This window comes from Dubosiella newyorkensis (genome assembly GCF_001945605.1).
Taxonomy (GTDB): domain Bacteria; phylum Bacillota_I; class Bacilli_A; order Erysipelotrichales; family Erysipelotrichaceae; genus Dubosiella; species Dubosiella newyorkensis.
In genome coordinates, this window is the sequence record NZ_MPKA01000079.1 from 1 (window position 1) to 22538 (window position 22538).

Genomic DNA, 22538 nt, shown 5'->3' on the forward strand with positions numbered 1-22538 from the left:
CTTTATGTTTAGAGTGCTGTCTAGTTTCGTGCGAGAATGGGATCGTGATCGGAAAGATCTTGAATACATCCGCGGATGAAAGGGTCTTGGATGAGGAAGGGTTACCGGATCTTTCAAAGATGGATCTGTTGGCGTTCGATCCGATTCATGATGAGTATATTGAATTAGGAACGGCGTTTTATCCAGCGTTTAGATAGAGGGGAACCTCTTTTTTTTATGACAGCAATGTAATGTAGGGAAAATAAAAGTCTTCTATACTATTTGTAGGAGGTTTTTATGCATACCTATATAGAAGTATTCAAAACCGCGTTGATTTACTTTCCGTTTGTGGCATTGTTCTTCACTCTGCCTTATATTTTATATAATTATCACAAATATGGCTCGATCGTTTCGTTCAAGGTCGTGATCGTTTATTCTTTTATTTTATATATGATGACTGTGTATTTTTTAGTTATTTTACCTCTTCCTTCTCGCGAGGCGGTCGCCGCTTCGCCTGGAAGAGCGCCCAATTTTATTCCTTTTTCTTTTGTGAAGGATATTCTCGAGTTTCAAGAAGAGCATCAAGTTCCTTTGTGGAAAAATGGCGCGTTGTTTCAAGTGCTCTTCAATGTTGTGATGCTTATGCCCTATGGAATGTACTTGCGCTACTATTTTAAGTGCTCGCTTTCGAAAACTGTGCTGTTTTCGTTTTTGTTTTCTTTGTTTTTAGAGCTGACCCAATTGAGCGGCTTGTATGGCTTTTATCCAAAGCCGTATCGGATGTTCGATGTCGATGATTTGATGGCGAACACATTGGGCGGTTTTCTTGGCTATTGGGTGTTCGGATTGGCGAAAAAGCTTTTGCCAAGTCGTCAAAGTCTCGATTTGCAAAGTTACGCCTTAGGGAAAAAGGTCTCGCTTTTGAGAGTGATGCTTTCAATCGGGATCGATTTGTTCTGTGCTGGCATATTGTATGGGATGTTGTCCTTTTTTGCCCAAAAGATCCCGTTCTTTGTTTTCTTTACGTTTTATTTGTGGCTTTTAACGAGTTTTTGTCATGGTCAGAGCATCGGTATGAAGGTCCTTCAGCTCAAGATCGTCAACGAACTCCCGCAACAATCGTTCATGCTTGCGTGTGCGATGCGCTACTTCAGCATGATGATCGTTTTGTTCGCTTTGCCAACGGCGTGTCTTCATTTGTTCGTGACAAGTTTTCCTGTGTTCGTATTGATCGTCTTGTTTGTGTGGGGAGCGGGGGCGCTTATCGTTCTTCTAGACATTTTGCGGCATGTTCCTCCGTTTTATGCGAGGATGTCAAATACGCGGCTCGTCTCTTCGATCCATGCGCAATAAAAAAGGGAAGCGGATTTTCGCTTCCCTTTCTTGTTAGAAGATCACGACTAAGATCATTTTGAAGTCATCGTCTCTTGCGTTGATGGCATGAGGGACATTGGCTGGCATGATGATCGTCTCGCCTTTTTTCACTTCGAATTCTTTACCATCGATCACGACGATCCCTTTTCCTTCTAGGCCTGTGACCATCGCGTCGCCTTTTGAAGAATGAGTCGAGATCTCTTCGCCTTGAGAAAAGGCGAATAATGTCACGCTTACCGCTTCGTTTTGGGCGAGTGTTTTTGAGGCGACTTCGCCAGGACGGACCGTGATTTCTTTGGCAAGATCGAGTAAAGCCGCTTTTTCAATATTTTTAATTTTTTCCATGAATACTCCTCCTTTAGGTTTATCTTCTTTTTTTTTATAATAGTACTGATTATGGATAAGAGGTAATGATATGCGTATTATTTCTGGTAGTGCAAGAGGAACGAGCATTCAAGCCCCGGAAGGCTATGACACTCGCCCTGTCACGGATAAGATCAGACAATCTTTATTTAATATATGGCAATGGAAAATTCCAGGAAGCGACTTTTTAGATGTGTTTTCAGGAAGTGGCAGCATGGGAATCGAAGCGCTTTCCCGCAACGCGCATCGAGTCGTGATGATCGAAAAGGCGCCTAAAGCCGTCAAAGTGATCCAAGAAAATATAAAAAAATGTCATTTGGAGCATTCGAATCATGAAATCTTGGCGCAAGACGCGTTCGTCGCTCTGCCTAAGCTAGCCCAAAACAAAGAAACGTTCGACTTGATCTATTTGGATCCGCCTTATACGGTCGATTCGATCTTTATTCCGATCATGGAGCTTCTTTCTTCGCTTCCTTTATTGAAGGAAGAGGGCGAGATCGTCATTCGAACTCGAAAAGAGAAAGAAATGCCCGAACGTTTTGGAAATCTCGTCAAGTATCGAGAGAAAGTGTATGGCATTTCGAAAGCCCATTTTTATCGAAAGGAGGAGGAAAGCGATGTATAAGAAAACTTATTTTTTTAAAACATCCCCATATGATGAGACGAGATTGAGCGTTTTGATGATCGTTCCCGATACGGTAATAGGGGTCGTACAGATCGCGCATGGCATGGTGGAACACAAAGAACGGTATCTTCCGCTCATGAAGTTTTTAGCGAAACATCACTACGCCACGATCATCCACGACCACCGAGGACACGGCATGAGCGTGCGCTCGCAAGAAGAGCTTGGCTTTTTTAACGATGAGTCGGCTGAATATATCGTTGAAGATGTGCATGTGATCTATGAAAAGATGAAAGCTCGATTTAGCGATGTGCCTTATATTTTATTTGGTCATTCGATGGGATCGCTTGTCGTTCGCAAATTTTTGCAGAAGTACGACGCGCTTCTCGATGGCTTGATCGTTTGTGGAGCGCCAGGCAACAATCCTTTGACGGATTTTGGCTTGCGCATCGTCGAACGGCTCGAAAAACGATTTGGAAACAACCATCGTTCCAAATTGATCGAAAAACTATCCACGGGCGCTTATGATCGCCCATTTGAGGGAAAACATAAAAATCGTTGGATCAGCGCCAATGAAGAAAACGTGCGCGCTTTCAACGCGCATCCAAGCGACGGCTTTACGTTTACGCTCAATGGCTATAAAAATTTGTTCAAGCTCGTCAAAGACGTGTATACGCCAGGCAATTGGAGCAAAGAGAATCTCGATCTTCCGATCTTGTTCATCGCAGGGGAAGACGATCCTGTTCTTTTATCGATCGAAAAATGGAAGGAAGCCCAATCGTTTTTGAAGATGGAAGGGTATAAAAATGTCGAGGGTGTCTTGTTCGATGGCATGCGGCATGAGATCTTGAATGAAAAGAATAAAGAGCTCGTCTATGAGACGATCCTTCATTTTTTGGAAGGGATCTGTGGAAGATGAGGCGAGAATGGGAAAATGGCTCGGTCACAGAAGCGATCGAAGTCACGACAAGCAAAGATTTTAAACAAGAACATCCAGAACTTTTTGATCGGACGCTTGTTGGCAAAAGCATCAGTGATATTCACTTCTGCAAAGCGAATCATTATAAAGATATCACGTCGGGAAGTTTTGTCTTGCCGACTAAAGAAGATCCAACGAATCAAAAGATCGTTTTCGCTTTTTGTATCGCGGAAAATACTCTCTACTTTATCGATGACCAAAACAAGATCGAGCTGCTTTTGAGCGATATGCAAAAGGAAGTGGAGTATCAGCTTACGACGCCAATGGTTTTCCTGCTCGATTTTATGCAGTTTTTGATAGCGGACGACGTATATTATTTGCAGAGATATGAAGAGCGTCTTTCGGAATTGGAGGAACAGCTCAAGCATGGGATCGCGAAAAATCTCGACCAAAGCATCATGGGAATGCGAAAAGATCTCAATGTGCTCGGCATGTATTATGAGCAGCTTTCGGATATGGGGCAAACGCTTGAAAATGTCGTTCTCCAACAAAGAGACGCGTTAGCGAATAATTTATTGTCCTTGTATGTGACAAGAGTCAATCAGCTCTATTCGATGGTGCAGACGATCAAAGATTATGCGAGTCAGCTTTCCAATTTGGCGCAAAATATTTTATCGGCCAAGCAAAACAACATCACGACTTTTTTGACAGGGGTCACAACGATCTTTTTACCGCTCACTTTAGTGACGGGCTGGTTTGGAATGAACTTTAAATACTTGCCTTTGATCTATACAAGACAAGGGTTTATAGGGACCTGTATTTTTTGTGTGTTATGTTTAGCGCTAGAAATTTATATTTTTTCGAAGAAAAATTTATTTTAGGAAGGAAATACGATGAAAATAGGAATGATAGGATTTGGGAATATGGCCCAAGCGATGTTGGAAGGTTTTTTATTGAAGGAATTAGTAGAGCCAAAAGATGTGTTTGTATGCGCCGCTCATTATGATTTGTTGTGCTTGAGGGCCCAACAATATGGGGTTCATGCTTGTAATGACGCGCAAGAGGTGATCGATCAGAGCGAGTTGATCCTTTTGGCGATCAAGCCTTATCAAGTCGAAGCGCTTGTGCCTTCTCTTGACTTTCAAGAAAAGCTTCTTGTTTCAGTCGTGGCAGGCTATTCGTTTGAAAAGCTTTCTAAACTCGTGTCGCATGGAAATACGATTTGCATCATTCCAAATACCCCGATCGCGATTGGGGAAGGGATCACATTGGTCGAGGAAGAAACGAACAGCACGCCTGAAGAATTGGCATCGTTCATGTCTTTGTTTTCTCCTGTTTCGCTCGTTCAATTCGTGGATGAAGCGCATATGAAGACGGCTTTGATCTTGGCGAGCTGCGCGCCTGCGTTTGCGGATCTGATGATCGAAGCTCTTGGCGACGCTGGCGTTGAATATGGATTGGATCGGAAGATGGCTTATACACTGGCTGCCAAAATGCTTGTGGGAACGGGAGGATTGTATTTGGAAAAGGGATTGCATCCTGGAGCGATGAAAGATGCGGTCTGTTCGCCGAAAGGAATGACGATCAAAGGCGTTACGACGCTTGAAAAAAGAGGCTTTAGAGCGTCTTTGATCGAGGCTGTCGAAGCGATCGAGGAGTCTTGATGGAGCTAAGGGTCCTGCGATATTTTTTAAGCGTTGCAGCGAATAAAAGCGTTTCGAAGGCGGCCAAGCAGCTTCATATCATTCAGCCAACTCTTTCAAGGCAGATCCAAGAACTAGAAGAAGAGCTTGGAGTGTCTTTGCTTATACGGGATCATCACCGGATCCGGCTAAGTCCAAAAGGCGAGGTGTTCGCCCAGCGGGCTAGTGAGATTGTGAAGCTATGCGATAAAGTGCAGGAAGAGTTTTCTAAGAAGATGAAAGGGACGCTTTCGATCGGCTGTATCGAAAGCAATGGTTCGAAAGAGATGGCGCAGTGGATCGCGAAATTTCATCGTCAATTTCCAGAAGTGCATTTTGAAATATTTAGCGCCGATTCGCAAGAGATCAAGCAAAAGCTGGAGGCGGGTCTTTTAGATCTTGGCTTTTTGATCGAGCCTGTCGAGAAGGAAGAGTATGAATGGATTCGTTTAAGATCGTGCGATTTAATGGGTTTGATCTTGCTTAGAGAAGATCCTTTGGCGAAAAAAAAGCACATTCAAAAAGAAGATGTATATTCGCTTCCGCTCTTTCTTCCGTATCGGAAAGAGGTGCGGAAAGAGATTTTGCGCTTTCTTGAAAAAGAAGAGAAGGATCTGCAGATCGTTGGCAGTTCTCGGTTGTTTTCGAATGTTGGATATCTTGTAGAACAAAAAATGGGATATGCCATTGGCGTGGATGGGATCATTGGTTTGGCAGAAAGCGACAAACTTGTTTTTCGTCCTTTTTCTCCGGAAATCAAGATGCGGACGATCATGGTTTGGCGTAAAGGGCGCTTGCTTTCGCCTGTGGCCGAAGCCTTTCTCGAATTTGTGAAAAAGGAGTTGAAAACATGATCAAATTGTTGGCGATCGATATGGATGGAACTTTATTGAACTCGTTTTCTAAATTGTCGAAGGTGAATTTGAGCGCGCTCTATCGGGCAAAGGAAGCGGGCATCGAGATCGTGCCTACGACGGGTCGGACGCTTTCTTGCTTGCCGCATACGCTGCAGGAACATTCGGATTTGTTTCGGTATGTAATCACGAGCAATGGGGCTTCTTTGTATGACACCAAATATAAGCGAGAATTATTTTCTTCCTCGATCCCGCGCTATCTTGTTCATGAGCTTGTTTTCGCTCTCAAGAAAGAGCCTGTTTTTATTTCAGCGCATATCGATCATGAATATTGGGTGGATGGAGCGCTGATGCGTTTGAATGGGCGTCTTTTGTTTGGTAAGGACGCGTTTCAAACAAAGGCGAGCAAAGATCTATTTGAGCAGTTGTTGAATACGAATGGACGTGTCGAGGAGATCCAGCTTTATTTTCTAGGCAAAAAGACAAAAGCGCGGATCCAGACGATCTTACAGTCGTTTCCGGAAGTGTATGGGGCTTTTACTTCGAATTATGTGGAGATCTTTAGTCGTTCTTCTTCCAAGGGGAAAGCGCTTGATCGGCTCAGGGAGCACTTAAATCTGGATCAAAGCGAGATCGCATGTATTGGAGATGGGGAAAACGATGTCCTTATGTTTGAGCAGGCGGGCCTTGCGATCTGCATGAAAAATGGAGAAGAAAAGATCCAAGAAAAAGCGGATAAGACGACGTTGTCCAACAATCAAAATGGGGTCGCTTACGCGATCGATCAATATATTTTAACAGAGTGAAAACTCTGTTTTTTAATGCTTTGAAGGCATAGTACTCGTATCCAATAAGTATTGTACAATTTTCAAATTGTTTTTTATGATGCCTGTAGAGGTGAAGAATATGGAAAAACAGATCAAGGATCTTTATCAGAAATTTCGTGAAGAAAATGTGGAGATGATCGATCGCTGGCTTTATTTCGCCTATAAGGAAATTCCAAGCAAGGTAGAATTGTCCATGAAGGATCGTTGTCTTTCGATCTTGGCGGTATTGTTGGGATCGCAAGGACAAGAAGAGTTTGAAAGGATCGTAAAATATGCGCTCGATCAAGGTGTCGAGGCAGAAGCGATCCAAGAAGTCGTCTATCAGGCGACTGCGTATTTGGGGATGGGGCGAGTGGCTCCATTTTATTCAATCGTGGACCGTGTTTTTTTGGATCGAAATGTTCAAGTGCGACAAGATCGGCAAACCACAAATCTTCAAGATTGTTTAGAGAAAGGAAACGCTTTGCAAGTTCGTTATTTTGGAGAAGGTTTGAAGGAAACATGGAAAAATGGCGGAGAGCGAGAAAATGTAAACTATTGGCTGGCGGCCAACTGTTTTGGGGATTACTATACGCGCAAAGGATTGAATGATCAGGAACGGGAGATGGTGACGTTCTGTTATGTTTACGCGCAGGGCGGCTGTGAAAACCAGCTTCGCGGACATACGAGAGGAAATTTAAATGTAGGAAATTCGAAAGAAAAGCTTTTGGCGATCTTAAGCACATGTATTCCGTGGATCGGCTATCCTAGGACATTGAATGCGTGGGCGATCGTGGATGAAGTGACAAAAGAATAGGAGGAATAGTTATGAAAGAGTTCAAAAGTGTTTTTGAGCGTGGTGAAGTCAATCCTTTTGGAAAGTATTTTGAAGGAACCAGTTATTTAAAAATGCTTTCGACAGAAGGGGTAAGTGTTGGGAATGTGATCTTTGAGCCTGGCTGTATCAATCATTGGCACATTCATCACGCAAGTCATGGTGGCGGTCAGATCCTTCTTTGTTTGAGCGGGCATGGATGGTATCAAGAAGAAGGAAAGGACGCCATTCCGTTGAAGGAAGGTTCTTTTGTTCGTATTCAGGCGAATGTGAAGCATTGGCATGGAGCGAGCAAGGACGACTGGTTCGAGCATATTTCGATCGAGGTTCCTGGAGAAAACACATCAACCGAATGGTGCGAGAAGGTCGATGAAAAAGAGTATGAAGCTCTAGTTTGGAAGGAAGAGTGAATCTAAAGCTAGAACAGTAGGAATTTGGTATACTTTTTCAAAAGGAGAAAGTATATGAAAATTTGTATTGTGGTTGGTTCGTTTCGTAAAGATTCTTTAAATGTGCAGCTGGCTCAGATCATACAGGAGAGTTTGGAGAAACGCGCGATTGGATCGATGATCCGGAATGACCTAGAGATCCCGATGTTCAATCAAGATCTTGAGTTTCTGGTTCCGGATTCGATTCAAAGCTGGCGGGACTCGTTCTTAGAGGCCGATGGGATCTGGTTTGTCACGCCTGAATACAATGGACAGATTCCGGGGTCTTTAAAAAACTTGCTGGATTGGATGTCTCGTCCTATGTCTTTAGGTGCGGCTTGGACCGATACAGCGATGCGAAATCAATGCGCTACTGTATCTGGCATTGGGGGAAGGAATGGTACGAAGAGCGTGCAGAAACTTTTGATCGAGCTTTTGAATTTTGGCGGCATGAAGGTGATGGATCATGATTTGGCGCAGATTGCGATGTCGAGCAAAACGATGGAGACGAGTCAGATCGAATATACGCCGGATGTCGAATCGATCGTCGAAAAACAAGTGGAGGCGTTCCTTTCTTTTATTAAGATGGAAGAGAATCGATGAATTGGATTTCTCAGCTTGGTGTCGTACTTGTTGTCGGGGTCGTCTTGTATTCGGCAATCAAGAAGGGCGTTCAAAAAAGCTTGGAGCGCCAGTACATGATCTGGATGCAGTCAGGAGCGTATGATCGGCTGCTTGATTCATTGCGCTCATGGAAAGGGAAGTGGGCCTTTCCCAAATATAATCGGTTATTGATGGAAATGCAGATCGCTCAGCTTCAAAACGAGGATGAAAAAGCCAACAAGATCTTAGAAGAGCTTTTATCAATCAAGACGAATCCGATGCAGCGGCAAGATCTTGTATTGCGGGCGTATGAATCGTATATCTATGAAGGAAATCGAAAACAAGCAAAAGCTTTGTTGCAGGAGATCAAAAAAACGATGGATCAAAATACGATCCAAAGAGCCGAATGGATGTATGATATTTATCTTTCCCACAAAGCCAATCATATCGACGCGCTCGTTCAAATGCTTCCCGAGCTTCCAGAGCATCAAAAGGGTGCTTGTTTGATGATGATCGCCAAATCGTATGCGAATAAACACGATGATCAAAAAGCGAAGGAATACGAGGAACAAGCCAAACAATATTTATAATCAAGGGATCGCGGAAATACACGATCCCTTTTTTTATTAGATTGAATGTTCAAGCACGCGCTTTCCTTGACCCATTTTTTGAGCACGTCTATCTCGATTTCCGAGATCATTCCTTCGTTTTGGAAAAGGTCTCGCGTCGTCTCGCTTTCAGCTCGTTGGCTTGCATCGATTCTAGACCTGGAATCAATAACCGGCAAATATCGGCGAAGATGTCGTCGAACTCCAAGAGATGTTTTTCCAAAATATCTTTGTCGTGATTCATAACAAAACTCCCTTCTAATATTCAATACGACAAAAAACAAAAAAATGAGCCCAAAAAGTAAAAAAATGGCAAGACCGATTTTGGTCCCGCCAATTTTCAAACGTTCATCAAATGCTTCAACACGATTTTTGGAACGAACTTATAAAAGATACCGACCAAAACGATCGTCACGATCAAAGCCAATAAGGCAAAAATATCTAAAGAAGGCGATACAAAATAAAGGAGCACGAACAAACCGAGAATGAGCCAAGAAACAAAGAGTTCACCCATCACATTGAAGTTTTGTTTGACCGCGCCCGTTTCATCTTCCCAGTCAAGTTTTGGATGGATCCCATCGATCAAGATCGAAATCAAATTGACTAAAATTGAAGATAAAAGCGCTCCACCAATATAAGCTAGATCATAATACCAAGCGTAGCTGAAAATATAATGGAAAGCGATCAGCATCAATAACGCGCTGATCATGGAAAAAAACAATCCAACGATCAATCGCGCGTCGATTTGTTTCGACATAGAAAGAGGAATGATCTTGATAAAGTCGATATTTCTTCCCTCTCTTGAAAATGTCGTCGCGCAGATCCCGTTCATCGAACCTAGGAAAAAGCCGCTAATGCCGCCAGCCAAAAACAACCCGGTCCATAAATTAAAGAAAGTGGACAAATCGATCGACTTGAGCATAGGTAAAAATTGACGGATCTCCGGATTGATCAAAAAAATCGCCACCATCATGATCGGACCCACAAACGATCCAAGCACCAAATTGGAAAAGTAGGTTGGCGAACGCAGCAGCGTCTTGAATTGAACGCCCAAATAACTCATGAAAGGATCGGACGCCTTGATCTTCTTTTCTTTGACCCGCTTTTGTCCACTGGAGCCGATCGTCAACGCGACAGGCAAATACATCTTTTCTGCCAAGACAACAAAAACAAGACCGAAAGCGAACGAAATCAAAAGCGAAATCAAAAACGCGCTCCAAGACCCAAAATAAATACTCTCGCTCACACTTGGAATTTGAAAAAAGATCTTCAACGCGTTGGAAAACAACTGCGGGTTTTTGCTGAGCATCTCTTGAACGATCTCCATCGCATCTCCAGAAAGACTTTGAGAACCCACGCCAACAATGACCGCCAAACCGATCGAAAGGATCCCTAAAACAAGCATGAACCGATCTTTGTTTTTAAAGAAAGGAATAAAGCGCATCACCAAAATCGTCAAGATCCCAATCACAAAGAGGACCGGCAAAAAATTCAAGAAGATCTGAAAAATAAAGAATACAGCGCCTAGCCCATTGACGCCTGCTTGCACAAAAGCGATCCAGACAGGAATCAAAAATAAAACGCTGATCAAAAGCGAAGAAACATACGCCATGAACGTCTTGGCCAAGATGATCGTTCTGCTCGGGATCGGCAGCGTCAACAGCTGCGGCACATCGTTTGAAAAGTAAAACGAGCTCGGGAAGACGAACAAAGCCGTCCAGAAGATGATCATATTCGCCAAAAACAACAACGCCTGCAACGTCAGTAAGCCAAGGTTGCTGTTTTGAAACGTATCCAAACATAAAAAGTAAGCCATCACAAGAATGGGTGAAATCGACAAAAACAATAAAGCGGCTAACGCGATCGTCTTACCACGATTCTTTTTCAGCGAATATGTGTTCTTGAACAAAGCTCTAGAAAGCAAGTAAAAATCACGCATTCGAAATCACCTCTAAAAAGATCTCTTCCAACGATTGATTCGGGAACTTTTCTTTCAGCGAATCCAGCGTCCCATCAAAACAAATCTTTCCTTTGTTGATGATGACGATCTGATCGCATAATTTTTCAGCCACCTCCAGCACATGAGTCGAAAAGAAGACCGTGTTTCCTTTTTGCGCATGCTCCTTCATCTTTTCTTTCAATAAAAAGGCGCTCTCGGGATCAAGTCCTGTCATCGGCTCATCCAAGATCCAAATGTTTGGATCGCACACTAAAGCGCCAATGATGATCGCTTTTTGACGCATCCCGTGCGAAAAACTCGATAAAGGCTGGTCTAGATCGCTTTCGATCTGAAAATCTTTCGCCAGCTGTCCTATCCTTTGATTGCGTAGACTTTGATCGATTTGATAAATGTCCGCCATGAAGTTGATATATTCTCTAGCCGAAAGCCGCAAAAACAAATCAGGCGAATCAGGAACAAGGCCAAATTCCCGTTTGGCTTGGATCGGATTTTTCGCAATATCGATCCCATTGAGCAAGATCTCGCCCTGATCGATTCCCAATGCTCCTGTCATCATATGGATCGTTGTCGTCTTTCCAGCTCCGTTTGGGCCAATAAAGCCCGTGATCGAACCCGAAGGAACTTGAAAGCGAATGTCGTCGACCGCCTTTTTTGTTCCAAAAGACTTCGAAACGTTTTTGATATCTATCATAAAAATCACCTCTCTGATGTATTCGATTATAAGCTTGTTTTTCGAAAGAGAAAACTAGGGATGGATGAGATGTCTCGATTTCTGTATGAAAGGTAAGAAATTAGACATGAAAAAAGTCCGTCATGCGGACTAAAGAAGCTGATCCCATGAAGGATGGCCAAACAAATCGGCGTTCACGGGCAGCCAATGCTCAAAAAGCTTTTTATTGTTGATCCTAAGAAGGATCTCGTTTTTCTCATAAGAGCGAATACTTGGATATAGTTTTTCAAGCACTTCGAATTGACTCGTCTCGATCAAGATCGTATCGCAAATCAAAGAAAGCGAAGAAAACAAAGACTCGATCGCATTCGAATTCAAATAGACGAGCACCTCGATACGCGCTTTGTTTTCATGCAAGGCATAGATCGCGAATCCCTCAGGTTCATAGCTCTTATTGTACATCAAAACGACATTTCGCTTCGCATGCGCATAATAAGCAAGATCGTTTTCAAACTCCTGCCGACTCAAATGGATCGAACTATCAAAGTGAGAAAGAAACGTCTCGTAAAGTGGATATAGATCAAAAGCAGGCCGATATTTTCTTACCCGACTGATCGGCAAATATGTCACCTTTTCGCTTGAGAGCGTATACACTTTCGTGACGCTCTGCATCCAAAAATCCTGCTGCAAAAAGGGCTTTGGAATACTTGTCTTCACAAGCGAAAGCAGCTCATTGCATTCGCATTTTTTGATATACGCCTCCAAGAGCTTTTTAAAATAGCCATGGTTGCGGTATTCGGGATCGGTCAAAGCGAACTCGACCACCGAGACGAGACAATCTTTGTTTTGGATCGAAAAGACACGCTTGGCCGCCTGCAAGATCGAAATGATCTGATCGTTCTCGATCAATAAAAACATATCTTCCGGATTGAATTTGTATTTGATCCAAGCCTCGATTTGATAATAAGGGGCATGCCAGGCGCTCTTTAAAAAGAAGAGCACTTGTTTTTCTTTACCTAAAGCGTTTTGTAAGATCATTGCCCATCATCGCTTTCTTCATACTCTACATAATCGACATCGATCGAATCCGGGCGCGCCTCTCTTGGCTGGATGCGAGGCTGCGGATCCTCGTAGTTTCGATAGTACGATTCAAAATCGCTTTCCTGCTTGTTGCGGCGAAACGCCTTGGCGATCGCGGCCACCACCCAAAAGAAGATCAAGAACGGGATCAGGACCGGCAAAATATAAAACGCGAATAAAAACGTGATAAAAACCGCAATAACTAAAATTAAAAACTGCATGATTTATTCCTCCATGGAAATTGGTGTTTCTTTTTCTATTTCTTCTAGAAAGATCGGCTGGATGCTTCCGCTCGACAATTCGAGCAAATCCGCTTCGATCTTTTTGTTGCCAACATATTCATAATACACTCTTTCTTGATAGTCCTTGTCGATAATCTCGATGCCTTTGGCTCGAAAATACCCGTCGACCTTGCCCAAAAGAGCGTAGTCGAATTCGATCGCGAACACTTCGACCTTTTTAGTTTCCAAAAGGACAGCCTCATTTAAAGCGAGCTTGACACTCGAAGAATACGCTTTGACTAGACCCCCCTTGCCAAGAAGAGTGCCTCCAAAATAACGAACGGTGACCGCCAAAATATCTTGCATCTTCATTCCTTGCAGCACATCGAGCATCGGCCTTCCCGCTGTGCCCGCAGGCTCTCCATCGTCATTGCTGCGCTCAAGAGAGCCAATGATCATCGCTGTGCAGGCGTGTCTAGCGTTTGGATGCTCCTTTTTGACGAGCTTTAAGAAACTCTTGGCTTCCTCTTCATTTTCGCTGCGATGCAAATACGTAATGAAACGGCTTTTTTTGATTTCGATCTCGTGTTCGACATCGTTCATGATCTTTGGCATATTTCCATTTTAATGGATTGAAGCTTTTGAGTCAAAATAGAGAACTATGATAAGATAGAATTGATTCAGGAGGTTTATACACTATGAGAATGAGTGACGAATGGATGGAAAAATATCATAATGAAATCGACAAGTTCGCACAAGAAACAAAAGAGTTTCACGAACACGATCTATCCCGCAAAGACTATAAAGGCATTTCGGGAGGATTTGGCTCGTATGCCCAGCGCGACGACCAAGAACACATGGTTCGTCTTCGATTGACGGGTGGAAAGCTCGATCGAGAAAATCTCGAATTTTTAGCCAATTTAGTGGATCGCTACAACATCAAACGATTAAAAATGTCGACATGCGAAACGATCCAGCTGCACGATCTATCCTACGATCAAGTCGCCCCGATCATTTGGGAAGCGGCAGACCATGGCATCTATACAAAAGCGGGCGGCGGAGACAATCCCCGCAATGTGATGGTTTCTCCTCTTTCTGGCGTGCAGGAAGGCGAAGCGTTCGATGTCAATCCGTATGCCGACGCGGTCGCTGAATATACGTTATCGGTTTGCCGCGACTTCAAGATGCCGCGTAAATTGAAGATCGCCTTTTCCAATGGCGTGGATGATTCCGTGCATGCGACCTTCCGCGATATGGGCTTTATCGCCAATCCGGATGGAACCTTCAAGCTCTATATTTGCGGAGGACTTGGAAACGATCATAAAATGGGCGTTTTGATGGAAGAAAATCTTGATCCAAAAGAAATCCTCTATTATGTGCGAGGGATGATCGATTTCTTCTGTCAATTTGGCAACTATAAAAACCGCGCCAAAGCAAGGACGCGCTTCTTGCAAGAAACGATGGAACCAGAAAAGCTCAAAGAAGAATATTTCAGGATCGTAGATGGACTCAAAGCCAAAGGCGGTCTCGACCTTTATAAAGTCGAAGAAAAAAATATCGACAAACAAGGAGAAGGAACGATCGTTTCCGCGCGCGTACTCCCTCAAAAACAAAAAGAGCTCTTCAGCGTGGAATATCATCCAATTGGGGGCGTTCTTCCGACTGAAATGCCGCGCAAGATGCTCGAGCTCTTGGAAAAGATGCCTGGCGTAGAGATTAGGATCGGCGCCGATGAAACGTTGTGGTTCATCAACTGCACGGCCAAAGAAGCAGCCGAGATCCTTGAATTGAGCAAAGAGAGCGCGAACACACCATTCGAGCATTCTGTCGCTTGTATTGGGGCGGCTGTTTGCCAGCAAGGTTTGCGAAATTCCCAAAGTATTTTGCGAGATTGTATTTTCAAAGTCCGCGAACATCCGGAAATTAGCGAAGTTCTACCAAAAGTGCGAATCTCAGGGTGCGCTTCTTCGTGCGCGGCACATCAAGTTGGTTCGCTAGGCTTTCAAGGTTTCGTGAAAGTGGTCGAAAAGATCCCGCAAGCCGCGTTCCGTGTCTTTGTTGGCGGAAGCGACGAAAAAGACAACGTTCGTTTTGGCGAATTTGTCGGTGTCGTTTTGGAAAAAGACATGCCAGATCTTTTTTTGGCGTTAGGAAAGGCGTGCCTGGAAAGTCAAAAAACGTGGGATGCTTTTGTTCAAGAAAATCGAGACGATGTCGTTTCGATCATCGAATCATTTGCCTAAATAAGAGGAATGGATGCTCATTCCTCTTTTCTTCGTAACTTTCTATTGCGTTCTATGTAAATTTCATGTAAATAAAAGTTAAGTGAATATGAATTCTGAAAGGAAAAAGGATTATGAGTAACACGGTATTGATGATTTTGAATCTGCTTTGTGGAGTCGCTCTCTTCTTGTATGGCATGTCTTCGATGGGGGACGGGCTCAAGAAAGTGGCCGGAAACAAGCTGGAGCTCATTTTGTATCGGCTGACCAATTCACCTTTGAAGGGTTTTTTGTTGGGTACAGCGGTGACATGTGTCATCCAGTCTTCTTCGGCCGCTTCGGTCATGGTCGTCGGCTTTGTCAATTCGGGCATGATGAAAGTCTCGCAAGCAATCGGTGTGATCTTGGGCGCCAATATTGGAACGAGCATCACAGGCTGGATCATTTGCTTGTCGTATTTGGATGCTGGAGGCATCGCTTCGTTCTTGTCTTCCGCCACGATCACGGCTGTGGTCGCGATCATCGGGATCATTTTGAAGATGTTTGGCAAAAAAGAAGTATACGCCCATGTAGGAAATATCTTGCTTGGCTTCGCGGTGTTGATGACAGGCATGTCGGTCATGTCCCAAGCTGTCTCTCCATTAAGAGAGAGTCCATTTTTTATCGATATGATGACTTCGCTCAACAATCCATTGTTAGGAACGCTCTTTGGCGTGGCGTTCGCGGCCGTGCTGCAGTCGGCTTCCGCGGCGGTCGGCGTGTTGCAAGCGCTCTCTACAACAGGGGCGATCGCTTTTGGGGCGGCGTTCCCGATGGTGCTTGGCATTAGTGTGGGCGCGAGCGCGCCTGTGCTTTTAGCGGCGGTGGGCGCGAACAAGAATGGTCAGCGGACTTCGTTTTTGTATTTGATCGTGGCTGTGATCGCTTCGATCTTAGCGCTGGTCGGCTTTTATGGGTTCGATCTCGTGTTCCATTTCGATTGGATGGATAAGACGATGGATCCTTTCTCGATCGCGATCATGAATACGGCGTATCGGGCGATCACGATGTCGCTTCTTCTTCCATGCGTGCCTTTGTTGAAAAAATTGATGTTCATCGTCATTCCAAAGAGCGAAAAGGACGAGGAGTCGACGGCCGAATTCGACAAGCTGGAGGATCGTTTCCTGTCCAATCCGCAAGTGGCATACGAGCAGAGCATGCAAGTCATGGAGGGCATGGCGAAAAAGGCGAAGAAAAATGTATTGCGCGCTTTGAATCTTCTGGATTCCTATTCTTCGGAAGGGTATAAAAAGGTCGTCGAGCTTGAACAGACGCTCAATAAATACGAAGACAAATTGGGTGGTTATTTGATGAAGCTGACAGTTTCGGGAGTTGGCGAAGAGCAAGGCAAGACCATCAATAAGGCGCTGCAGGCGATCAGCGATTTTGAAAAGATGTCAGATTACGCTTTGGAGATCGCCAATACGGCTAAAAAGATGCACGATGCCAATCAAAAATTTTCTTTGAAGGCGGTGGATGAATTGACGGTCGTAGAAACAGCGATCGAGGAGATCGTGACGATCACGGTCAATGGCTTCATCAACAACGATTCGAAGATCGTCAAGTCCGTGTTCCCTTTGAAGGATCTTGTGACGATGAACTGCAACGAGATCAAGAAGCGGCATGTGCTTCGGCTTCGTTCAGGCGAGTGTCATACGGAGCAGGGTTTGGCTTTGTATGATTTGTTGAACGATATGCTCCATATCGCGCAACACTGCGCGAGCTTGTCGCTCGATATTATCAAGATGGACGAGAAAGAGTTCAATCTCCATCGTTTCTTGCGCAAATACCAAGCCGAAAACGAGAACGAGTATTCGGACTTGCTCCATCAATACGAGATCAAATATTCGATTCAATCCTAGTGGAGGTCAACAACATTGGAAACGGAACGTTTAATACTCGACGAGATCGATCACGACCATATTTATGAGCAAGGCGTGATCGTGCAAGGTTGGCAAGTTTGTTTGAAAAAGGGAAGGAAAGCGATCGGGAAGTGCGCTTTGATCGAGCATCCTTGGAAAGAGAGGGTCGTTCTCGATCTTGTCTACGCGATCGATCCTGCCTTTTGGAATCAAAAGTATGGAACGGAGGCTGCCAAAGCGGTCCTTGATTACGCTTTTCAAGTTTTGAAGGTCGAGCGGGTGCATTCGATCATTCGGGATGTGAATGAATATTCGCAGATCATTTCGGTTCGTTTAGGCATGGAAGTGATCGATCGGATGACGCGCGTTCATGAAGGTGTCGAAAAGCCGCATTATCTCTATTGTGTCGAGAAAAAAGAGTTTTTGAGAAATTAGGATCCTGTTTGCTTGCAGGATCTTTTTTGTTTTGTATCGTGCTAGAATGGAGGCAGGTGATCGTATGAAATTTCGTTTAAAATACAACGCGCCCGTTATTTTAACGTTCGCGCTTCTTTGTTCGGCTGTGTTTCTTTTGTCACTTGTCTATGGGCATGCTTTTCTTTCGGATTGGTTCGTGACGCATCGAGGACCTTTATCGAGCGTGCACACATGGCTGAGTATGTTCACATATGTGCTAGGACATGCTTCGTTGGAGCATTTTATGAGCAATATGATGCTTCTTTTGCTGGTCGGTCCGGTGGTGGAAGAAAAGTATGGAGCGAAGAACACGCTGATCATTATCGTTTTTACGGCGGTGTTGACGGCTTGGGCGAATATGGCGGTGACGAACAATGGCTTGATCGGGTGTAGTGGCGTGGTGTTCGCTTTCATCATTCTTTGTAGTATGACTTCTTTTAAACGAGGGGAAGTTCCGCTGACGATGATCTTGGTCGTCGCGCTCTATCTTGGACAGGAGATCGTGGCGGGCGTGATTTCTTCGGACAATATTTCGCAAATGGCGCATGTGATCGGTGGAATCGCTGGGGCGGCGTTTGGCTTTTTCTTGGAAAACGGGAAAAGGAGATAGGATATGGAAGGCAATAATAAGAATAAGAAAAAACGGAAACGGCCTCTTTTATGTCTTGTGTCCGCTTGCTTTTTGGCGATGAGCGGCTGTGTGACGATCATTGAAGAAGAACCGGCCCAACAAGAAGAGAACAGACAACAAGAAGCACAAGAGAAACAAGAAGTACAACAAACAGAACAACCAAAACAAGAGACGCAACCTTCTTCTGTTCAAGCGAATAATACGTATGGTGAAAAAGTGTATGGAACGTTCGTGAATGCGGGCTATACGATCGTGGATAAGCAAGTCGTTCCTTTGGCGAATGGGAATGTGGAGACGGCTTTTGACGCGACCGTTCAAAACGGGAATGTGAAAGTGTTCGTGACGGATTGTGTTTCGAGCGAGTTGGCGCAAAAGACATTTGATGCCAATATCGCTGCTTCCAAGCAAAACAATATGGAGATCATGGAGCATGGAGCGAATGGAGATTTGTCGGTGGCTGTGGTGCGCAACAATCGGGCGAATTTGAATTTTGTCAACGCGATCGATTTGAGCGTGCCTTCGACGATCTATATGGAGGATTCTTTGTCTGAACAAATGGAGCCGATGCTTCAGTTGTTGAAGAATCTAGGCTATCCGGAGGTGGTTCAATAATATGGAACATAAAATTAGAAAGCAGGAGGATCTCTATAAGAGGTACGTCCGTCTTCTTTTAGAGAAGGAGAAGATCGTGAAAACGAATTTTCAAGTTCAACAGCGATTTATTGAATTGTTTGGCGATCTAAGGCTCGAGATGTTGAAGGTCGAGATCGAGATCGCCAAGATCAAGAAGGAAATGGAATATTTGGTTCGCAAGAAAAACCGGAACGAATCGTATGATCTTGAAGAGATGGATGATTTTGTCAACCAGGCGCTGGAAGGGATGAAAGCGCAATACGAGAGGATGAAGGAAGAGCAAGCGCAACTCAAAAACAAGAAGATGTTGAGTCAAGAAGAAGTCAAGGAAGTCAAGAGGCTTTATCGGCGGCTTGTCAAGCTCGTGCATCCTGATCTCAATCCACACCAAACCAAGGAGCAGAAGGAGTTGTGGCATCAGCTTCAAGAGGCATATCGAAACAATGATCTTGCTTGGTTGCGGGAATTGAATGTGTTGATCGTTTTTAAAACAAAGGGGCATGAAGAAGTCGAGATCGAAGATCTGGAGGATAAGATCGAAGCGGTGCGAGAAGAGATCGCGCTATTAAAAGAAGAGGATTTATACCAGATGAGAGAGCTCGTGTTCGATGAGGAATGGATCGATGCGTATAAAGAGCAGTATGAAAGAGAACGGTCCGATTTTGAGGTGTATCTTCGTTCGCTGCAGAAGGAGAAAGAGAAACTAATAGGTTCGTTTGGATGTCGTTTGAATTGAGTTTGAAAGACTTTCCGCCAAGCTTGATCTTGCCGGGGTCTATTTCGAATTTGTTCGATCCTTTAATCAAGGAGATCTTTTTATTGGATACGTTTGTCGCGGGCACTTCGCATGTAAAAGATGCTCGGGTGTTTGAATCGTTAAAGAGAAAGGACGCGCTTTTCCTTTGCAGGGAAGAGAATGAATATGACGCGATGGCGATTTTGGTGCTGGATCGTGATCATTGTAAGCTTGGCTATGTGCCGAAGAAGGATAATTTGATTTTGGCGCGTTTGATGGATGGTGGCAAGCTTTTGAAGGGAAAAGTGGAGTCGGTCGAGAAAAAGGGCGGATACTGGAAGGTCGAGTTCAAGATTTTTATGATGGATTTTTAAAAAAGAAGGAAACGGTTTTGGTTTTGTTTCCTTCTTTTTTTTAGTGTTGGGCGGCGTCTTTGATGCAGTCAATGGCTAGTGCGAGCAAAAGTAAAGGAAGCTCGTCTTGTTTTTGTTCATAGTGGATGGCGTAATGGTCGCTAAGATGCCAATGTTCGGGTTGGATCTTGGCTAAGAGGGTGTTGGTTTGATCATAGATTTCATAGTTCCATCCGAGCAGATCGCCTTGAACGCTCCATCCGTAATAATCGAGGTCGAGCTTGGTTTTGAGGCTGAGTTTTTGTTGGATCGTGCCGACGGGTTTGTCGTAGAGTTTGAGTTCGAAGCGAGGAAGGCCGAATCGCAGTTTTTGGATGATCTGGCCGACGTTTTGTTCGTTTTGATCATAGATCGTTTGATTTCTGGCGATTCCTGCTTTTCCTTGGACTGTGTAGAGAAGGTTTCCTTCTTCGTTTTGGATGGTGTATTGGCCAAAGAGCTTGAATGGTTTTTGGGCGATATAGAGTGTGTGTTTCATGGATATCACTATATCACAATGTGTTTTTGGTGGGTTTGTTTTTCGTTCTTTTTTCTTTCTTTTTTAAGGCATTTGACTAGTAGTCATTTTTTAGTTTGGGTATGATGGATTTAAAGATCAAAGATCTTGGAGGTATTTTGTATGTATTATTCAAGTGGTAATTATGAGGCGTTCGCGCATCCGAGAAAGCCAAAAGATGTGGAGAAGAAATCGGCGCATTTGATCGGGAGCGGGCTTGCTTCTTTAGCGGCTGCTTGTTTTCTAGTTAGGGATGGGCAGATGCCTGGAGAGAATATTCATATTTATGAAAAGAGTGATCATGCGGGTGGCGCTTTGGATGGCGATCAGCTGCCGGATGTTGGTTATGTCATGCGGGGTGGCCGGGAAATGGATAATCATTTCGAGTGCATGTGGGATTTGTTTCGTTCGATTCCTTCGATCGAGGATGAGAACCATTCTATTTTGGATGAGTATTATTGGTTGAATAAGGATGATCCGAATTTTTCGTTGTGTCGGGCGACGATCGATCGGGGAAAAGATGCGCATACGGATAAGAAGTTTGGTTTGTCGGACAAGGGGGCTTTGGAGATCGCGAAGTTGTTCATGATGCCGGATGAAGACTTGTATGATGTCAAGATCACGGATGTGTTTGACGATGAAGTGTTCAATTCGAATTTCTGGCTGTATTGGAGGACGATGTTCGCGTTCAAGGACGACCAGTCGGCTTTGGAGATGAAGCGTTATATGCAGAGATATATTCATCATATTGGCGGTCTTCCTGATTTTACGGCGCTTCGTTTTACGAAGTACAACCAGAACGAGTCGATGGTGCTTCCGATGGTGAAGTATTTGGAAGATCATGGTGTGCAGTTCCACTACAACACAGATGTGCGGGATGTGGATTTTGATATCAATGATGATTCGATCCAGGCTACGTCTTTGACGATCAAACCGGAAGGTAAGGATGACGAGATCATCAATTTAACGGAAAACGATCTCGTATTCTATACGAACGGTTCGAATGTGGAGAATTCGACGTATGGAGCGCAGGACAAGGCGCCTGGCATGGATGGAGAGATCCACGAGGGTGGTTCGTTTGATTTGTGGCGAAAGATCGCGGTGCACTCTGACAAGTTTGGAAATCCGGATAAGTTCTGCATGGATCCGGAAGATTCGAACTGGGTGTCGGCGACTGTGAATACGTTGGATGACAAGATCATTCCGTATATTGAAAAGATCACGAAGCGCGCGCCTTTGACTGGACATGTCGTGACAGGCGGGATCGTTTCGGTTCCGGATTCGAATTGGCTTCTTTCGTGGACGATCAATCGTCAGCCGCAATATCGCGACCAGCCAAAAGGGCAAGTGCTCGTTTGGTTGTATGGCATGTTTTCCGATCGTCCTGGCAACTTTGTGAAAAAGTCGATGCGGGAGTGCACAGGTAAAGAAATTTGTGAAGAATGGCTGTATCATTTAGGGGTTCCTGAAGATCAGATCGAGGAAATGGCGGAAAAGAGCGCCAATACAGTGCCTGTCATGATGCCTTTTGCGAGCGCCTACTTCCAGCCAAGAAAAGATGGCGATCGTCCAAATGTCGTTCCGAAGGGTTCGAAAAACTTCGCGTTTATTGGAAACTTTGCCGAAACGCCTAGAGACACTGTCTTTACAACGGAGTATTCGATCCGTACGGGCATGGAGGCTGTGTATACTCTGCTAGATATCGAGCGTGGCGTTCCGGAAGTCTGGGGCAGCGTATACGATGTTCGAGATTTAATGAACGCGACCGTTCAACTTCGGGATGGCAAGCCGATCACAGATATGGATCTAGGTTTGATCAAGCGTTTTGAGTTGAAGGAAGCTCTAAAAGCGATCAAAGGCACAGAGATCGAGAAACTCATGAAGGAGCATAAGGTCATTCAATAGCAGTTAAAATAAAGCATATAATCACGAACCAGTCAGAGATGGCTGGTTTTTTATATATTGCCTTAGAGTCAATCATCCTTTTAATTGTAAACTTAGTTGAATTATTTCTCTCTCATTTATGCGGATATAATTTTATATGTT

Annotated in this window: 27 protein-coding genes and 1 pseudogene; 20 read left to right on the forward strand and 8 right to left on the reverse strand. The window is 44.3% G+C overall.

Annotated features, from left to right (window positions below):
• Positions 1-197 (forward strand): annotated as a pseudogene (locus tag BO225_RS12390) (flavin oxidoreductase); the annotation flags it as partial.
• 79 nt (positions 198-276) lie between these two features.
• Positions 277-1332, forward strand: coding sequence for a VanZ family protein (locus BO225_RS07695; RefSeq protein ID WP_076341665.1), 1056 nt, complete (start codon positions 277-279; stop codon positions 1330-1332).
• A gap of 33 nt (positions 1333-1365) precedes the next feature.
• Here the strand turns inward: BO225_RS07695 and BO225_RS07700 are convergent, their stop codons facing one another.
• Positions 1366-1698, reverse strand: a complete 333-nt coding sequence (locus BO225_RS07700; protein ID WP_076341666.1) for a cupin domain-containing protein — start codon at positions 1696-1698, stop codon at positions 1366-1368.
• A gap of 70 nt (positions 1699-1768) precedes the next feature.
• Here BO225_RS07700 and rsmD point away from each other — a divergent pair, with 70 nt between their 5' ends.
• From rsmD to BO225_RS07750, 10 genes are all read left to right on the forward strand, one after another.
• Entirely contained in the window at positions 1769-2341 is a 573-nt protein-coding gene (gene rsmD, locus BO225_RS07705) for a 16S rRNA (guanine(966)-N(2))-methyltransferase RsmD (RefSeq protein ID WP_076341667.1), read from the forward strand.
• Positions 2334-3257 (forward strand): alpha/beta fold hydrolase, encoded by a 924-nt coding sequence (locus tag BO225_RS07710; protein ID WP_076341668.1) that lies wholly within the window; start codon positions 2334-2336, stop codon positions 3255-3257. Before rsmD ends, BO225_RS07710 begins: the two co-directional genes overlap by 8 nt.
• Positions 3254-4138: a magnesium transporter CorA family protein gene (locus BO225_RS07715; protein WP_076341669.1), complete on the forward strand. Its 885-nt coding sequence runs from the start codon at positions 3254-3256 to the stop codon at positions 4136-4138. Before BO225_RS07710 ends, BO225_RS07715 begins: the two co-directional genes overlap by 4 nt.
• Positions 4139-4150: 12 nt before the next feature.
• Complete coding sequence (gene proC, locus BO225_RS07720; protein WP_076341670.1) at positions 4151-4921, forward strand: pyrroline-5-carboxylate reductase; 771 nt, start codon at positions 4151-4153, stop codon at positions 4919-4921.
• A complete protein-coding gene (locus BO225_RS07725) occupies positions 4921-5793 on the forward strand; it encodes a LysR family transcriptional regulator (RefSeq protein WP_076341671.1) in 873 nt (290 codons plus the stop codon). The genes proC and BO225_RS07725 overlap by 1 nt, the downstream gene beginning before the upstream one ends.
• Positions 5790-6599 carry a Cof-type HAD-IIB family hydrolase gene (locus tag BO225_RS07730; protein WP_076341672.1) on the forward strand — a complete coding sequence of 270 codons (810 nt, stop codon included), beginning with the start codon at positions 5790-5792 and terminating at the stop codon, positions 6597-6599. The genes BO225_RS07725 and BO225_RS07730 overlap by 4 nt, the downstream gene beginning before the upstream one ends.
• A 100-nt stretch (positions 6600-6699) precedes the next feature.
• On the forward strand, positions 6700-7416 hold the full coding sequence (locus BO225_RS07735; RefSeq protein ID WP_198936116.1) for a carboxymuconolactone decarboxylase family protein: 717 nt from the start codon (positions 6700-6702) through the stop codon (positions 7414-7416).
• Between the two features lie 11 nt (positions 7417-7427).
• Positions 7428-7844, forward strand: a complete 417-nt coding sequence (locus tag BO225_RS07740; RefSeq protein ID WP_076341673.1) for a cupin domain-containing protein — start codon at positions 7428-7430, stop codon at positions 7842-7844.
• A gap of 54 nt (positions 7845-7898) precedes the next feature.
• Positions 7899-8465, forward strand: a complete 567-nt coding sequence (locus tag BO225_RS07745; protein WP_076341674.1) for an NAD(P)H-dependent oxidoreductase — start codon at positions 7899-7901, stop codon at positions 8463-8465.
• Positions 8462-9055 carry a hypothetical protein gene (locus BO225_RS07750; RefSeq protein WP_076341675.1) on the forward strand — a complete coding sequence of 198 codons (594 nt, stop codon included), beginning with the start codon at positions 8462-8464 and terminating at the stop codon, positions 9053-9055. Before BO225_RS07745 ends, BO225_RS07750 begins: the two co-directional genes overlap by 4 nt.
• Positions 9056-9161: 106 nt before the next feature.
• On the opposite strand, the gene BO225_RS12395 is transcribed toward BO225_RS07750, so the two are convergent.
• The 6 genes from BO225_RS12395 to BO225_RS07775 all read right to left on the reverse strand — a co-directional run bounded on the left by BO225_RS12395 (position 9162) and on the right by BO225_RS07775 (position 13619).
• On the reverse strand, positions 9162-9317 hold the full coding sequence (locus tag BO225_RS12395; RefSeq protein WP_158023814.1) for a hypothetical protein: 156 nt from the start codon (positions 9315-9317) through the stop codon (positions 9162-9164).
• 96 nt (positions 9318-9413) lie between these two features.
• A complete protein-coding gene (locus BO225_RS07755) occupies positions 9414-11012 on the reverse strand; it encodes an ABC transporter permease (protein WP_076341676.1) in 1599 nt (532 codons plus the stop codon).
• On the reverse strand, positions 11005-11724 hold the full coding sequence (locus tag BO225_RS07760) for an ABC transporter ATP-binding protein (protein ID WP_076341677.1): 720 nt from the start codon (positions 11722-11724) through the stop codon (positions 11005-11007). The genes BO225_RS07755 and BO225_RS07760 overlap by 8 nt, the downstream gene beginning before the upstream one ends.
• Positions 11725-11853: 129 nt before the next feature.
• On the reverse strand, positions 11854-12741 hold the full coding sequence (locus tag BO225_RS07765; protein ID WP_076341678.1) for a GNAT family N-acetyltransferase: 888 nt from the start codon (positions 12739-12741) through the stop codon (positions 11854-11856).
• Positions 12738-13004, reverse strand: coding sequence for a hypothetical protein (locus tag BO225_RS07770; protein ID WP_076341679.1), 267 nt, complete (start codon positions 13002-13004; stop codon positions 12738-12740). Before BO225_RS07770 ends, BO225_RS07765 begins: the two co-directional genes overlap by 4 nt.
• A 3-nt stretch (positions 13005-13007) precedes the next feature.
• A complete protein-coding gene (locus BO225_RS07775) occupies positions 13008-13619 on the reverse strand; it encodes a YigZ family protein (protein WP_076341680.1) in 612 nt (203 codons plus the stop codon).
• A gap of 83 nt (positions 13620-13702) precedes the next feature.
• Between BO225_RS07775 and BO225_RS07780 the strand changes: the two genes are divergently transcribed.
• The 7 genes from BO225_RS07780 to BO225_RS07810 all read left to right on the forward strand — a co-directional run bounded on the left by BO225_RS07780 (position 13703) and on the right by BO225_RS07810 (position 19957).
• Positions 13703-15247: a nitrite/sulfite reductase gene (locus BO225_RS07780; RefSeq protein ID WP_198936117.1), complete on the forward strand. Its 1545-nt coding sequence runs from the start codon at positions 13703-13705 to the stop codon at positions 15245-15247.
• A gap of 113 nt (positions 15248-15360) precedes the next feature.
• Positions 15361-17127, forward strand: coding sequence for a Na/Pi cotransporter family protein (locus BO225_RS07785; protein WP_076341681.1), 1767 nt, complete (start codon positions 15361-15363; stop codon positions 17125-17127).
• A 15-nt stretch (positions 17128-17142) separates the two neighbouring features.
• Positions 17143-17562, forward strand: a complete 420-nt coding sequence (locus tag BO225_RS07790; protein WP_076341682.1) for a GNAT family N-acetyltransferase — start codon at positions 17143-17145, stop codon at positions 17560-17562.
• Positions 17563-17626: 64 nt separating this feature from the next.
• Entirely contained in the window at positions 17627-18193 is a 567-nt protein-coding gene (locus tag BO225_RS07795) for a rhomboid family intramembrane serine protease (RefSeq protein WP_158023815.1), read from the forward strand.
• A 3-nt stretch (positions 18194-18196) separates the two neighbouring features.
• The gene (locus tag BO225_RS07800) at positions 18197-18826 is read left to right on the forward strand and encodes a hypothetical protein (RefSeq protein WP_076341684.1); all 630 of its coding nucleotides are present in this window, start codon (positions 18197-18199) and stop codon (positions 18824-18826) included.
• 1 nt (position 18827) lies between these two features.
• A complete protein-coding gene (locus BO225_RS07805; protein ID WP_076341685.1) occupies positions 18828-19583 on the forward strand; it encodes a J domain-containing protein in 756 nt (251 codons plus the stop codon).
• Entirely contained in the window at positions 19568-19957 is a 390-nt protein-coding gene (locus BO225_RS07810) for an HIRAN domain-containing protein (RefSeq protein WP_076341686.1), read from the forward strand. Before BO225_RS07805 ends, BO225_RS07810 begins: the two co-directional genes overlap by 16 nt.
• 40 nt (positions 19958-19997) lie before the next feature.
• Here the strand turns inward: BO225_RS07810 and BO225_RS07815 are convergent, their stop codons facing one another.
• Positions 19998-20474 carry an LURP-one-related/scramblase family protein gene (locus tag BO225_RS07815; protein WP_076341687.1) on the reverse strand — a complete coding sequence of 159 codons (477 nt, stop codon included), beginning with the start codon at positions 20472-20474 and terminating at the stop codon, positions 19998-20000.
• Between the two features lie 141 nt (positions 20475-20615).
• Between BO225_RS07815 and BO225_RS07820 the strand changes: the two genes are divergently transcribed.
• Positions 20616-22397 carry an oleate hydratase gene (locus BO225_RS07820; protein WP_076341688.1) on the forward strand — a complete coding sequence of 594 codons (1782 nt, stop codon included), beginning with the start codon at positions 20616-20618 and terminating at the stop codon, positions 22395-22397.
• Positions 22398-22538 lie beyond the last annotated feature (141 nt).